At 66.1% G+C, this 12706-nt stretch carries 14 protein-coding genes; 4 read left to right on the top strand and 10 right to left on the bottom strand.

The annotated features are described in order from the left end of the window. Positions 1 to 3 precede the first annotated feature (3 nt). The 4 genes from mrdA to L0C21_RS05850 form a co-directional block, all read right to left on the bottom strand. Entirely contained in the window at positions 4 to 1419 is a 1416-nt protein-coding gene (gene mrdA / locus L0C21_RS05865) for a penicillin-binding protein 2 (protein ID WP_259277466.1), read from the bottom strand. Positions 1420 to 1447: 28 nt separating this feature from the next. Then, positions 1448 to 1978: a rod shape-determining protein MreD gene (mreD, locus tag L0C21_RS05860; RefSeq protein ID WP_259277465.1), complete on the bottom strand. Its 531-nt coding sequence runs from the start codon at positions 1976 to 1978 to the stop codon at positions 1448 to 1450. Then, the gene (gene mreC / locus L0C21_RS05855; RefSeq protein ID WP_259277464.1) at positions 1975 to 3057 is read right to left on the bottom strand and encodes a rod shape-determining protein MreC; all 1083 of its coding nucleotides are present in this window, start codon (positions 3055 to 3057) and stop codon (positions 1975 to 1977) included. The genes mreD and mreC overlap by 4 nt, the downstream gene beginning before the upstream one ends. A gap of 64 nt (positions 3058 to 3121) precedes the next feature. After that, positions 3122 to 4168 carry a rod shape-determining protein gene (locus L0C21_RS05850; RefSeq protein ID WP_310593356.1) on the bottom strand — a complete coding sequence of 349 codons (1047 nt, stop codon included), beginning with the start codon at positions 4166 to 4168 and terminating at the stop codon, positions 3122 to 3124. 228 nt (positions 4169 to 4396) lie between these two features. On the opposite strand from L0C21_RS05850, the gene mutL reads away from it, so the two are divergent. Beyond that, positions 4397 to 6268, top strand: coding sequence for a DNA mismatch repair endonuclease MutL (mutL, locus tag L0C21_RS05845; RefSeq protein WP_259277463.1), 1872 nt, complete (start codon positions 4397 to 4399; stop codon positions 6266 to 6268). Between the two features lie 12 nt (positions 6269 to 6280). Here mutL and L0C21_RS05840 read toward each other — a convergent pair whose 3' ends face one another. Together L0C21_RS05840 and L0C21_RS05835 are read right to left on the bottom strand one after the other, a co-directional pair. Further along, positions 6281 to 6898 carry an Hsp20/alpha crystallin family protein gene (locus L0C21_RS05840; protein ID WP_259277462.1) on the bottom strand — a complete coding sequence of 206 codons (618 nt, stop codon included), beginning with the start codon at positions 6896 to 6898 and terminating at the stop codon, positions 6281 to 6283. Positions 6899 to 7077: 179 nt separating this feature from the next. Next, positions 7078 to 8520: an NAD-dependent succinate-semialdehyde dehydrogenase gene (locus tag L0C21_RS05835; protein ID WP_259277461.1), complete on the bottom strand. Its 1443-nt coding sequence runs from the start codon at positions 8518 to 8520 to the stop codon at positions 7078 to 7080. A 208-nt stretch (positions 8521 to 8728) separates the two neighbouring features. Between L0C21_RS05835 and L0C21_RS05830 the strand changes: the two genes are divergently transcribed. Both L0C21_RS05830 and L0C21_RS05825 read left to right on the top strand, forming a co-directional pair. Beyond that, on the top strand, positions 8729 to 9829 hold the full coding sequence (locus L0C21_RS05830; RefSeq protein ID WP_259277460.1) for a 6-phosphofructokinase: 1101 nt from the start codon (positions 8729 to 8731) through the stop codon (positions 9827 to 9829). Positions 9830 to 9846: 17 nt separating this feature from the next. Then, complete coding sequence (locus tag L0C21_RS05825; protein WP_259277459.1) at positions 9847 to 10026, top strand: hypothetical protein; 180 nt, start codon at positions 9847 to 9849, stop codon at positions 10024 to 10026. A 31-nt stretch (positions 10027 to 10057) separates the two neighbouring features. On the opposite strand, the gene L0C21_RS05820 is transcribed toward L0C21_RS05825, so the two are convergent. Genes L0C21_RS05820 through L0C21_RS05805 form a run of 4 tightly spaced genes read right to left on the bottom strand, consistent with a single transcriptional unit; the run spans position 10058 to position 11497 of the window. After that, positions 10058 to 10459 (bottom strand): DUF1801 domain-containing protein, encoded by a 402-nt coding sequence (locus L0C21_RS05820; protein ID WP_259277458.1) that lies wholly within the window; start codon positions 10457 to 10459, stop codon positions 10058 to 10060. A 29-nt stretch (positions 10460 to 10488) separates the two neighbouring features. Next, positions 10489 to 10695, bottom strand: a complete 207-nt coding sequence (locus L0C21_RS05815) for a hypothetical protein (protein WP_259277457.1) — start codon at positions 10693 to 10695, stop codon at positions 10489 to 10491. A gap of 50 nt (positions 10696 to 10745) precedes the next feature. Beyond that, positions 10746 to 11177 carry an SRPBCC family protein gene (locus L0C21_RS05810; protein WP_259277456.1) on the bottom strand — a complete coding sequence of 144 codons (432 nt, stop codon included), beginning with the start codon at positions 11175 to 11177 and terminating at the stop codon, positions 10746 to 10748. Further along, complete coding sequence (locus L0C21_RS05805; RefSeq protein ID WP_259277455.1) at positions 11174 to 11497, bottom strand: ArsR/SmtB family transcription factor; 324 nt, start codon at positions 11495 to 11497, stop codon at positions 11174 to 11176. The genes L0C21_RS05810 and L0C21_RS05805 overlap by 4 nt, the downstream gene beginning before the upstream one ends. A gap of 186 nt (positions 11498 to 11683) precedes the next feature. On the opposite strand from L0C21_RS05805, the gene L0C21_RS05800 reads away from it, so the two are divergent. Beyond that, complete coding sequence (locus tag L0C21_RS05800; RefSeq protein WP_259277454.1) at positions 11684 to 12685, top strand: SDR family oxidoreductase; 1002 nt, start codon at positions 11684 to 11686, stop codon at positions 12683 to 12685. The last annotated feature ends 21 nt before the right edge of the window (positions 12686 to 12706 follow it).

Below are 12706 nucleotides of genomic sequence, written 5' to 3'. Positions count from 1 at the left end.
GGATCAGCCGGGGGACACCTCGCGCCCGCTGGCAAGCCTTGCCGCCATCACCGCCAGCTGCAGCGGCGTTGCCTGCATGTAGCCCTGCCCGATGGAAGCGTTCAGCGTCTCGCCCATCAGCCAGGACTTGCCGTAGCGCTTGCGCTTCCATTCCTGATCCGGCACCAGCCCCGAGCGCTGCGAGGGCAGCGGCAGCTCGTGCTCCTGGCCCAGGCCGAAGCGCCGCGCCATACGGGCAATGGCATCGATGCCGATGCGGCGGCTCATTTCGTAAAAATAGGTATCGCAGCTTTGGAAGATGCCGCGCTTCATGTTGACGAAGCCGTGGCCGCCCCGCTTCCAGCAGTGGAAGGCATGATTGCCCAGCATGTAGCGGCCGGTGCACACCAGCCCGTCCTCGGGCGCGATTCCCGCCTCCAGCGCCGCCAGCGCCACCACGCCCTTGAAGGTGGACCCGGGCGGATAGAGGCCCTGGAGCGGCTTGTTGAGCAGCGGGTGGTGCTCATCCGCCAGCAGCGCCTTCCAGACCTTGGTGCGGATGCCGCCCGAGAAGTCGTTGGGATCGAACGCCGGCGTCGAGCACAGGGCGAGGATCTCGCCCGTATGGCAGTCCATCACCACGGCCGAGGCCGCCTCGCCCTGCAGCCGCCAGGCTGCGTAGACCTGCAGCTCCCGATCCAGCGTCAGGGTGATGGAGTCGCCCGGCGTGTCCTCGGTCCGGCCCAGCGAGCGCAGGATGCGCCCGCGCGCGTTCACCTCCACCTTGTCCGCCCCGGCGCGGCCGCGCAACTGCTTGTCGAAGGTCTGCTCCAGCCCGCCTCGGCCCACCTTGAAGCCCGGCAGGCGCAGGATCGGGTCCGGGTCCTTCTCCAGCACCTTGTCGTTGGGCGACCCCACATAGCCGAGCACGTGCGCCACCGCCTCGCCGTCCGGATAGTAGCGGGTATAGCCCTGGATGGGCTGCACGCCTTCAAGCGTCGGCATCTTCACGTTGATGGCGGTAAAGGCCTGCCAGTCGATGTCGCGCGCCACTTCCACCGGCATGAAGCCGGGCACGCGCTTCACCATGTCCCGCACCTTCTGCCGCTCCTCCTCATCGATGGGAATGATGCGGCTGATGGCATCCAGCGTCGCCTCCAGGTCCTCCACCTCTTCCGGCACGAGGGCAAGGCGGTAGTCCTGGCGGTTCAGCGCCAGCGGGTAACCGTTGCGATCGAGGATCAGGCCCCGGCGCGGCAGGATCGGGCGGATGGAGACCCGGTTATCCTCCGCCAGCAGGCGATAGCGGTTGTTCTCGAACACCGAGAGGTAGCCCATGCGCGCGGCCAGCGTCGCAAACACGACGGCCTGCGCGCCGCCCAGAATGAGCGCGCGGCGGGAAAACACGCGAATGCGGTCGGCTTCGGTTTCCATGCTCATCGGCTGGAGGCAGCCCCTGACCCCATAATCAAAACCTGTCCACGACCCGGACCTGTAGGAAGGCACCGACCCGGAACACAAACGGCAACATGGCCAGGGTTGTCAGCCCCTGCACCAGAAACGGCGCAAGGTGCAACTCCGGCTGGAAAAACAGCAATAGCACCCAACTCAGCAGTTGAAAGAGCAGTACGACGAAGGCCCCCACAGCAAGGCTGAAGGCAAACGGGCGCGACTGGAACACCATCACCTGGCTGGCGAGGCCCGCCGAGAACAGGGTAAACAGGGTGGCGTTCAGCCCGATGGGCAGGGTCAGCGTGGCATCGATCACCAGCCCGGCGAGGAAGGCTGCCCAGCTGGGCATCAGGTCGGGCCGGTGGATCGACCAGTAGAAGATGCACAGGAACGGCAGGTGGGGCAGCACCGGGCCGGGCAGGAACACCGGCAGCACCATGCCGATCACCGACACGATGGTCATGAAGGTGGGCACGGCCCGCCGCCAGCTGGCGGCAACAAGGGCCAGCCGCTCTTCCCGGCTAAGAAGCGCCCAGGGTTGCGTCATTGCCTGCTTGCCGCCCCCTGCGCCTGTGGCGCGTTCGCCGATCTTGCCTGTGGCGCGTTCGCCGGCTTCGTCTGCGATGCATTTGTTGGCTGGGCGGCGGCTGAGGCTGCCGGCTCATCCGGCGCCGGTTGAACGCCCGGAAGGGGCTTACTTGGCACCGGGAACGGCGGCTTGGCAATCGCCTGGGGCCCGTCCGGCGTCGTCCCATCCAACGTCAGGGCATTTTGAGGATGGATGGTCGCCTCCGGCATGAATGGGCGCAGAATGGCAACGAAGTCCAGTCCGCCCGGATTGGCGAGCGGCCGCGCGCGCGGCTCCGGGCCGCGCGGCTCGGTCACGATCGCAACTGGAATGCCCGGCGGAAAGGTGCCGCCGTCGCCCGATGTCACCAGCCGGTCACCAGCCCGCAGCGGCGGCCCCGGCGAGAGGAACTGCAGCAGCAGATCCTTCTCGTTCATGCCGGCGGCAATGGCGGTGCGGTTGCTCTCCTCCACCCGCACCGGAATGCGGCTGGCCAGGTCCGTCAGCAGCAGGATACGCGCCGAGGCATGGCCCACGTCGATCACCTGGCCGACCAGGCCGTCGGAATCGCGCACCGGCTGCCCCTTGGCAACGCCATCCCGCGCGCCGCGCAGGATGATGGCACTGCGAACGTAGGAGCCCGCCGTCGAGCCGACGATGCGCGCCGCGCCTACCACGTCCGGCGAAGGCTCGGTGATGCCGAGCAGCTGCTTCAGGCGGCGGTTCTCCGCCAGCACCGTGCGGTAGCGGCTTTCGATTTCCTTGAGGCGCACCTGCTCCCGCAGCAACTCCTGATTGCGGGAGCGGACGAGGAAGTAGCTTTCCACCTCGTTGGAGGCGATCTTCACCCATTCGAACGGCGCGCGCATGGCGGAGAGCACCGGCGCGACGCCGTCCAGCGCCGCCTGCGTCAGCCCATCGCCGAAGCGCACGGACGAGCGGTTGAGCACCATGAGCAGCGCACCGGCGAGCACCAGCACGACGATGAGGACGCGCGACAGGAACCAGCGCCAGCGCGCCGGTTGATAAGAAGGTGTCGCGCCTTGCGGCAACGGCATGCCGGGCTCCCCGTCCGTTCAGCAGCCAACCGAGCCCCAGGCTGATCTTGCCAGGGGGCTGGTTTTAATAGGCAGTGGTCAGGACGCCGCGATAGATGGGGTCTTCCAGCGCCCGCCCCGTACCCAGGGCCACGCAGCTGAGCGGCTCTTCTGCCACGGCGACCGGCAGGCCGGTCTCCTCGCGCAGAACCCGGTCGATGTCGCCCAGCAGCGCGCCGCCGCCCGTCAGAACGATGCCCTTGTCCACGATGTCGGCCGCCAGTTCGGGGGCCGTGTTTTCCAGCGCCACCTTCACGCCTTCAACGATGGCCGAAACCGTCTCGCTCAGCGCATCGGCCACCTGGGCCTGGTTGATGACGATTTCCTTCGGCACGCCGTTCATCAGGTCGCGGCCCTTGATCTCCAAGGACTGGCCCTGGCCGTCTGCCGGCGCATAGGCGGTGCCGATTTCCTTCTTGATCCGCTCGGCGGTGGAATCGCCGATCAGAAGGTTATGGTTGCGGCGAACGTAGTTGATGATGGCTTCGTCCATCTTGTCGCCGCCCACGCGCACCGAGTTGGCATAGGCGATGCCGCGCAGCGACAGAACCGCCACCTCGGTGGTGCCGCCGCCGATGTCCACCACCATCGAGCCCGTCGGCTCGATGACCGGAAGGCCTGCGCCAATCGCCGCCGCCATCGGCTCTTCGATCAGGTACACCTGGCTCGCGCCGGCGTTGTTGGCGGCGTCGCGGATGGCGCGGCGCTCCACCGACGTGGAGCCGGACGGCACGCAAATCACGATCTCCGGCGAAGCGAAGGAGCGACGGTTGTGCACCTTGCGGATGAAATGCTTGATCATTTCTTCCGCGACATAGATGTCGGCGATCACGCCGTCGCGCAGCGGCCGAATGACCTCGATGTTACCGGGCGTGCGGCCCATCATCAGCTTGGCTTCGTTGCCGACAGCCAGCACATGCTTGCGGCCATTGTCGTTCTGAATGGCCACGACGGACGGCTCGTTCAGGACGACACCCCGCCCCCGCACGTAGACGAGGGTGTTGGCCGTACCGAGGTCGATTGCCATGTCCGACGAAAGGAAACTGAGAAAGCGGCTGAACATCCCTGCCATGTATCGTTCCGTATGGTAATGGCGTCACGGTTGCTTCGTATTAGAAGCAACTCGAATCACAGTGTTTCAGCGCTGCACAATGGCGGCTCAGCCGCGCATCGCCAAGCAGAAAGTTGATTTAACCATAAAACGTCGCACGAACTTTCCTTCTAATTCAGTAATTTGGTTTCGGCGTCGTGCGTTTTTCAACTCTGGCGCGACACAGTCCACCTCTTTAAAGTGGGCTCCATGAAGATCCGTCGCCTCCCCGATCATCTGGTCAATCAGATCGCCGCCGGCGAAGTCGTCGAGCGCCCCGCCAACGCGATCAAGGAATTGCTGGAAAATTCCCTGGACGCGGGCGCGCGGCGCATCACGATCGATCTGGAGGAAGGCGGCCGCCGCCTCATCCGCATCACAGACGACGGCTGCGGCATGACGCCGGAGGAAATTCGGCTGGCGCTGGAGCGCCATGCCACTTCCAAGCTGCCGACCGACGATCTCTCGCTCATCCGCTCGCTCGGCTTTCGCGGCGAGGCCCTGCCCTCTATCGCGTCCGTTAGTTGTATCGAGATATCCAGCCGCCCGGCGGAGGCTGAGACCGGCTGGCGGGTGAAGGTTGACTACGGCCAGGTAACGGCCGATGCCCCCGTCGGCATGAACCCCGGCACGCGCATCGCCGTCTCGGATCTGTTTGCGCGCCTGCCCGCCCGGCTGAAGTTCCTCAAGTCCGAGCGATCGGAACTGACCGCCTGTCTCGACATCGTCCGCCGCCTTGCCATGGCCCATCCGCATGTGGGCTTTACCGTCACCCATGGCGGGCGCACGCTGTTTCAAAGCGCGGCCCAGTCCGGCGACCTGTTCGCCGCTGGAGCCGGACGGCTGACGGACGTGCTCGGCGTCGAGTTCACCGACAATGCGATCCCAGTGGATGTGAGCCGCGACGGGCTGAGGCTTTCCGGGTTTGCCAGCCTGCCCACCTACAACCGGGGCGTGGGCGACCACCAGTTCCTGTTCGTTGATGGCCGCCCGGTGCGCGACCGGTTGCTGCTCGGTGCCATTCGCGGCGCCTATCAGGACGTGCTGGCGCACGATCGCTTCCCCGTCGTCGTGCTGTTTCTCGAAACCCCTGAGGGCTTCGTCGATGTAAACGTCCACCCCACCAAGGCGGAGGTGCGCTTCGCCGATGCGGCGCTGGTGCGCGGCCTCATTGTCGGCGGCCTGCGCGCGGGGTTGCAGGCGGCGGGCCAGCGCTCGTCCACCACCGTCGCCGCTGCCGCGCTCGGCGCGCTGGGGCGGAGCGCAACGGCACCCGCCGCCCCGTCCAGCGTGCCCTCTGGCGGCTTTGGCTACCAGTCCCGGCCTTCAGCACCGTCCATGTCCCCGCGCCTCAGCGACTGGTCCGTCGCCTACAACACGGGCGGAAACGCCGTGCCCCCCGCCCAGTCCCGGCTGGCGGATTTCGCCCCGCACGCGCCCGCCGCCTCCAGCGCCGCGCATGAGGAGCACCCCGCGCCGGAAGCGGAAGACGCCACCCGCTTTCCCATGGGTGCGGCCCGCGCCCAGATCAACAACACCTACATCGTTGCCGAAACGGCGGACGGCGGCATGGTGCTCGTTGACCAGCACGCCGCCCACGAGCGCCTGGTCTATGAGCGCATGAAGGCCGCGCTCGCCGAAGGCGGCATCAAGCGGCAATTGCTGTTGCTGCCGGAGGTGGTGGAGCTGGACCAGATAGCCGCCGATGCGCTGGAGACACGCGCGGGCGACCTGGACTCCCTGGGGCTCGTCATCGAGCGCTTTGGCCCCGCCGCCATATTGGTGCGCGAGGTGCCGGCTCTTCTCGGCAAGGCGGATGTGCCTGGCCTCGTGCGCGACCTAGCGGATGAAATCGTCCATCTGGGCGAGGCCTTTTCCCTCAAGGAAAAGCTGCACGAGGTTTGCGCCACCATGGCCTGCCACGGCTCGGTTCGCGCCGGGCGGCGGCTGTCTGTCACGGAAATGAATGCGCTGCTCCGCGAGATGGAAGCCACGCCCAACTCCGGCCAGTGCAACCATGGCCGCCCGACCTGGCTCAAGCTCCACCAAGCCGACATCGAGAAGCTGTTCGGCCGCCGTTAAACCGCCGCCCGCCTACTCCTGCGGCTGCACGGAAGGCTTGCCGCGCCCTGGGGAACGGGACGCCCCGCCCTGTTCCGGTTGCTGCTGCGGTTGTTGCCACTGCTGCTGGCCCTGCAAATTCTGCTGTTGCTGCTGACCCTGCGGCTGGCGACCCACGGCCGCCTGCTGCATGGCGGGCTCGCCCTGCTGTCCCCGCGCGCCGATGGGAATGCGCCGGCCCCGCTGCGCCTGCTGGCTCTTTTGCAGGGTGATGCTGAGCACGCCATTGCGGAAGTCCGCCTGGGCACTGTTTTCGTCCACCCCGTTCGGCAGGGCGATGCGCCGCTCGAAGTGGCCATAATAGCGCTCCGAGTAGCCGCGCTCCTGATCCTGCGTTTCGGTCTTCTTCTCGCCGCGCAGGATGAGCACGCCATCCTCGACAAACGCTTCCACATCATCCTCGCTGAGGCCCGGCACTTCCGCCGTGATGCGGAGATCATTCTCGGTCTCGTTGACCTCGATGCTCGGCCACGCGGCCATGGGGCTGCCGGTCATGCCCGCCATGGGGCCGCCCATCCGTGCCAGCGGCGAAAATCCGCCACGGAACATGTCCTCGAACATGCTCTCGATCTCGCGCCGCAGGTTCAGCATCGGGCTTTGAAAATCGCCTGGACCAAACGGGGCCCCACCAAGCAAACCGCCACGACCACGAGGCATCAAATCACGCATCGCCATGGTCCGTCTCCTCCTGCTCAAATTTGCTGGAGGCAACGTTCAGGCGCGGCGCGGGTGCCATCGCATCCGCACCGGTCGTCGCAAGCGGGAGGCCCCTACCGGTCGAGGCCACCGAGGCAGATATATTTGGTCTCCAGGAACTCCTCCAACCCTTCATGGCCGCCTTCACGGCCAAGGCCGGATTCCTTCACGCCGCCGAACGGCACCACTTCGGAAGAGAGGATCCCGTCGTTGACGCCAACCATGCCGTATTCCAGCGCCTCGCTCACCTTGACCACGCGATTGACGTCGCGGGTGAAGATGTAGGCGGCCAGCCCATACTGGGTGTTGTTGGCCATGCGGATGCCGTCTTCATCCGTCTCGAAGCGGAACAGCGGCGCGACGGGGCCGAAAATCTCCTCCTCGAACAGCGCCATCTGGTCGGTAGCGTCCGTCAGCACGGTCGGCTCATAGAACAGGCCGCCCATCGGCGCGCGCGTGGCCCCGGTGATGGCCTTGGCCCCGCCCTTCAGCGCGTCCTCCACCAGACGCTCCACCTTGGCGAGCCCGTCCTCGCTGATGAGCGGGCCGACCGTCACCCCCTCCTCCAGCCCGTTGCCCACCTTCATCGCCGCCACCCGCTCGGCGAGCTTCTGCGCGAAGGCATCGTAAATGCCGCTCTGCACGAGGATGCGGTTGGCGCACACGCAGGTCTGCCCGGCGTTGCGGTATTTAGAGGCGAGCGTCCCTTCCACCGCTTGGGCAAGGTCCGCGTCGTCGAACACGATGAGCGGCGCGTTGCCGCCCAGCTCCAGCCCCAGCTTCTTCACCGTGTCGGCGCACTGCTTGTAGAGGATCTTGCCGACCTCCGTGGAGCCGGTGAAGGAGAGCGCCTTCACGATCGGGCTTTCGCACAGCACCTTGCCTACCGTTTTGGAGTCGGTCGTCGTCACGATGTTGAGCACGCCGGCGGGCAACCCCGCCTCTTCGGCCAGCCGCGCCAGCTCCAGCGCGCACAGCGGCGTCTCGGACGGCGGCTTCAGCACCATGGTGCAGCCCGCCGCCAGCGCCGGGCCCGCCTTGCGGGTAATCATGGCGATGGGGAAGTTCCACGGCGTGATGGCCGCCACCACGCCGATCGGCTGGCGGATGGTGAGATACCGCTTGCTGCCCGCCGTCGTCGGGATCACGTCGCCGTAGACCCGCTTGGCCTCCTCGGCGAACCACTCGATGAACGAGGCGCCATAGGCCACCTCGCCGCGCGACTCCGCAATCGGCTTGCCCTGCTCGAGGGTCATCAGCCGGGCGAGGCTTTCGGCGTTGGAAATGATGAGGTCGAACCAGCGGCGCAGAATCTGCGAGCGCTCCTTGGCGGTCTTGGCCGCCCAGGCGGGGAAGGCCCGGTGCGCCGCATCGATGGCCTGTTTCGTCTCCTCCGCCCCCAGGTCCGGCACATGGGCCAGCACCTCACCGGTGGCCGGGTTGGTCACCTCGAAGCGTGCCGTGCCATCAACCCATGCGCCATCCACATAGGCTTTTCTGAGAGTCGCCACGTCCATATTGTCTCTCCTTCCGGCCGGAAGCCTGTCTTCAGGCGTTGCATGTGTACGTCCCCGGGCCTTCGTTCAATCCTGCCCCCCAATCATGGGAGCCGTGCGGCCCGCCTCAACCACGGACATGGGGTGCGCGGCGTCCCTGTAAACCGGAAATCCATGAAAACGGCAAACTTGAGGCTATATTAGTCCCAACAGGTCGGGGAAAATAGGCATGCGGATTGGCATTTTGACGGGCGGCGGCGATGTTCCGGGGCTCAACCCCTGCATCAAGGCGATCGTGGAGGGCGCGGCGGAACGCGGCTGGGCCGTCACCGGTTTCCTGCGCGGCTGGCTTGGCCCGCTCGCCATCGACCCCGAGCTGCCGGACATGACCTGCGAGAACGGCAGCATGGAGCTGACCCCGGCGCGCGTGCGCGGCATCGACCGGGAGGGCGGCACGATCCTCCACACTTCCCGCACCGACCCCCGCACTCGCCCCGAGGGCGACAGGACCGAGCATGTCCGCGCCGTTCTGGACGCGCTGGGCATCGATGTGATGATTACGCTCGGCGGCGACGGCACGCTGCGCTTCTCGGCTTATCTCTCGAGCCTCGGCGTGCCGGTCATCGCCATCCCGAAGACCATGGACAACGATGTCTTCGGCACTGACTACTGCATCGGTTTCTCAACCGCCGTCAGCCGCTCGGTCGAGGCGATCAACGCGCTTCGCACCACCTCGGCCAGCCACGAGCGCATCGCCGTCATCGAGCTGTTCGGGCGGCGCAGCGGCGAGACCGCACTCCTCTCCGGCTTTCTCGCCCAGGCGGACCGCATCGCCATCGCCGAGGTGCCGATCGAGGAAGAGCGGCTCATCGCCCAGCTGGTGGCCGACCGCGAGGCAAGCCCCGAGAACTACTCCGTGCTCGTCATCTCCGAAGGGGCAAAGCTCGCCAGCGAGGCGGAGGGAGAGGATCAGCTCTCCCGTTCCAACACCCAGCGAAACATGGGCGTCGGCCATCGACTTGCCCGCCAGATCGAGAAGCAAAGCGGCGTCGGCACGGTGGTGCAGGAGCTGGCCTATCTCATGCGCGCCGGCGCGCCCGATGCGCTCGATCGCATGGTGGGTTTTGCCTTCGGCACGCTCGCCATCCAGCTGATCGAGCGAGGGCAAACCGGGCGGCTGGTCGCCCTGCGCGACGGCAACTACGAGCATGTGCCCATCGATACCGTGATGCAGCAGGTAAAGAGGCTGAACGTCGCCCGGCTTTACGATCCCGAAACCCACCGCGCCAAGATCGCCTCGGTCGAGGGCGTGCCCATGTTCTTCTATTGAGAACCGAAGAGGCAGGCATGCGTACCCGGCTGAGCATCTGCCGCAGGAAGGTGAATTACCCGACCGAGCCGGAGGCGCTTGCCGTCGCCCTGCGCGCTAACATCTCGCTCCGGCCCTATCGCTGCGATCGGTGCCGGCAGTTTCACCTGACCAGCCGCACCAAGGGCAAGCGGGTGCCCGCCGCGCTGCGGCAGTGAGGAGCCGGGGCGAGCCTTCGCCCCCGCCGTCTCACTTGCCCTTTTTGCGGGGTTTGTTCAGCGCCGCCGCCGCGCGGACAAGCGCCATCAGCGCCGGCTCGTTGATCTCCTCGCCCTCGCGGAAATCGATGGCGCGGCGCGTGTTGCCCTCCAGGCTGGCATTGAACAGGCCCGCCGGGTCCTCCAGCGAAGCCCCCTTGGCGAAGGTCATCTTCACGACGGCCTTGTAGGTCTCGCCGGTGCAGATCATGCCGTCCCGATACCACACCGGCACCCCGCGCCACTTCCACTCCTCCACCACGTCAGGCACCGCTTGCCGGATGACGGCGCGCAGCCGGGCGAGCATTTCGCCCCGCCAGTCGCCCAGCTCCGCAATCTTGGCGTCAATCAACGCGGATGGCGACATATCCGCCTGAGCCCCGCCCTGTTCCATGATGTCTTCCCTTCTAGCGTTCGTCGTTTTCAACCGCCGCGCCGCTTGGCGGCATAGGGCAGCACGAACAGGTAAAGCCCCGTGAACAGCAGCAAAAAGAGCGGCGGCAGCGGCGCATAGACCACCCATGGGAAAGGCTCCCCCAGCCCCATCGCCACGAAATTGGCAATGACAGCCACCGTAAAGGCAATGGATACCCAGCGGTGAAACTGTCGGACCCCTTTGTTCCAGTTCATAAAATCCCCCTTGAAAAAAACAGAAGCGCAGGTCGGCCGGCCAGCAGGCCTTAGCCCGCCTGTTCCAGCACCTTTTCCAGCTTGCCGAAAAAGCCCTGCCAGCCGTGCCGCGCCCCGTTGAACGCCTGCTTCTGGCTTGGGCGAAAGCCCGCCTGCTCCATGCGAAGGAGCGTCCCCTTGCCCGTCGAGGCGAGGGTAAAGGTCACGACGCTCCGCAGATTATAGGCCGCGTCCTCGTGCGCGAAATTCCAAGTGTAGGACAGGGTCTTGTGCGGCTCAATCTCCAGCACCTCGCAGTCCAGCACCCCGCCCCACTCGCCGCGCAGATTGAAACGATGACCCACGCTCGGCGCAAAATCATTCTTCATCAGCCACTCCTCGATCAGGTGCGGCTGCGTGAGCGCGCGCCAGAGTTTCTCCGGCGGATGCGGAAACTCCCGTTCGACAACGACGGAGAGCGTTTCGTCGGATAAGACGGTCATTGATCCATCCTTTTCAGCAGATCTTCGAGGGCGTCGAAACGGCTCTCCCAGAACCCGGCCATTTGGCTGGTCCAGTCGACCAGCGGGGCCAGCGCATCAACCTGCGCGCTGTAATGGGTCTGGCGGCCTTCGTGACGGTCGCGCACCAGCCCGGCCTGCTTCAAGACTCCCAGATGCTTGGAGACGGCCGGCTGCGAGATACCGGCCCGCGCCGTCAGCGCCCCGACCGTCTGCTCCCCTTCGCGGCACAACCGCTCGAAGATCGCCCGCCGTGTCGGGTCCGCCAGTGTTTTGAAAAGCAGGTCCTGCGCGTTCGACATTAAAATCCATAACTCACTGGTTATGCGATACTCATAACCAGTGAGTTATAAATGAGTCAAGGGGGGTCAGGCTTGGCCTGCCCAGGGCGCACTGGTGCGCCCGGATATTCGTTGGACACAAGCAATCAACCATCGGCGCGGGAGATCGTTGGCCCCAACGCGACCTTCACAGCCAAGGAGCCGATCATGAGCGCCGATACACCTGAGTCTCCTTCCCGCCGCCGTGTGATGGGCGGCATGGCTGCCGGTCTGGTGGCGGGCGTTGCCGCTCCTGCCCTCGCGCAGCAGCAGGGTGCGGGAACCGCGGCGCAGCCCCGTGATCCGACGACGGCCTATCCCCGTCCACCCTTTCCGGCCCAGCAGCAGCCCTGGCCCGGTCTCGCAGGCAAGATGCAGCCCAAACCCGACCACGGCGAGACCAGCTATCGCGGCTCCGGTCGGCTGGCGGGCCGCAAGGCACTGATTACCGGAGGAGACTCCGGCATGGGCCGCGCGGCCGCCATCGCCTTTGCACGGGAAGGCGCTGATGTCGCGATCAATTATCTTCCCGACGAAGAGCCGGACGCCCGGGAGGTCGTGCAGCTCATCACCTCCGCCGGACGGCGCGCCGCGCCCATCCCGGGCGACATCCGGAACGAGGCCTTCTGCAATCAACTGGTGCAGGATGCCGTGCGTCAGCTCGGCGGTCTGGACATTCTGGTCAACAACGCTGGTCGCCAGCAGAGCCACGACCTGTTCACGGAAATCACCACCGAGCAGTTCGACTGGACGATGAAGACCAACGTCTATGCGCCCTTCTGGATCACCAAGGCGGCGCTGCCCTATCTGAAGCCGGGTTCATCGATCATCATCACCAGCTCGGTCGTTGCCTACGAGCCGCCCGAGAACCTGTTCGACTATGCCCAGACCAAGGCCGCCAACATGATCTACGCCAAGGTTCTGGCCAAGCAGCTGGCCAAGCGGGGCATTCGGGTCAATGCCGTGGCGCCGGGGCCGGTATGGACCCCGCTTCAGGTCACCGGCGGCCAACCTGCCGACAAAATCCCGACCTTCGGGCAGAATACGCCCCTGGGCCGCCCCGGCCAGCCCGCCGAGCTGGCATCCATCTACGTGCAACTCGCCGCCGCCGATGCCAGCTACGCCACCGGCCAGGTCTATGGTGCCACAGGCGGGCGGGGCGGACCGTAAGCGAACACGCGCCGCGGCCCG

Source organism: Pedomonas mirosovicensis (genome assembly GCF_022569295.1).
GTDB lineage: Bacteria > Pseudomonadota > Alphaproteobacteria > Sphingomonadales > Sphingomonadaceae > Pedomonas > Pedomonas mirosovicensis.
The sequence above is the reverse complement of the archived record's forward strand: the minus strand, read 5'-3'. Positions and strand labels throughout refer to the sequence as shown.

Coding starts and splice junctions, on each gene's coding strand:
- mutL (WP_259277463.1), top strand. CDS start 4,397: ATGAAGATCCGTCGCCTCCCCGATCATCTGGTCAATCAGATCGCCGCC.
- mreD (WP_259277465.1), bottom strand. CDS start 1,978: ATGACGCAACCCTGGGCGCTTCTTAGCCGGGAAGAGCGGCTGGCCCTT.
- L0C21_RS05850 (WP_310593356.1), bottom strand. CDS start 4,168: ATGGCAGGGATGTTCAGCCGCTTTCTCAGTTTCCTTTCGTCGGACATG.
- L0C21_RS05825 (WP_259277459.1), top strand. CDS start 9,847: ATGCGTACCCGGCTGAGCATCTGCCGCAGGAAGGTGAATTACCCGACC.
- L0C21_RS05810 (WP_259277456.1), bottom strand. CDS start 11,177: ATGACCGTCTTATCCGACGAAACGCTCTCCGTCGTTGTCGAACGGGAG.
- L0C21_RS05820 (WP_259277458.1), bottom strand. CDS start 10,459: ATGGAACAGGGCGGGGCTCAGGCGGATATGTCGCCATCCGCGTTGATT.
- mrdA (WP_259277466.1), bottom strand. CDS start 1,419: ATGAGCATGGAAACCGAAGCCGACCGCATTCGCGTGTTTTCCCGCCGC.
- L0C21_RS05815 (WP_259277457.1), bottom strand. CDS start 10,695: ATGAACTGGAACAAAGGGGTCCGACAGTTTCACCGCTGGGTATCCATT.
- L0C21_RS05800 (WP_259277454.1), top strand. CDS start 11,684: ATGAGCGCCGATACACCTGAGTCTCCTTCCCGCCGCCGTGTGATGGGC.
- L0C21_RS05830 (WP_259277460.1), top strand. CDS start 8,729: ATGCGGATTGGCATTTTGACGGGCGGCGGCGATGTTCCGGGGCTCAAC.
- mreC (WP_259277464.1), bottom strand. CDS start 3,057: ATGCCGTTGCCGCAAGGCGCGACACCTTCTTATCAACCGGCGCGCTGG.
- L0C21_RS05840 (WP_259277462.1), bottom strand. CDS start 6,898: ATGCTGAACCTGCGGCGCGAGATCGAGAGCATGTTCGAGGACATGTTC.
- L0C21_RS05805 (WP_259277455.1), bottom strand. CDS start 11,497: ATGTCGAACGCGCAGGACCTGCTTTTCAAAACACTGGCGGACCCGACA.
- L0C21_RS05835 (WP_259277461.1), bottom strand. CDS start 8,520: ATGGACGTGGCGACTCTCAGAAAAGCCTATGTGGATGGCGCATGGGTT.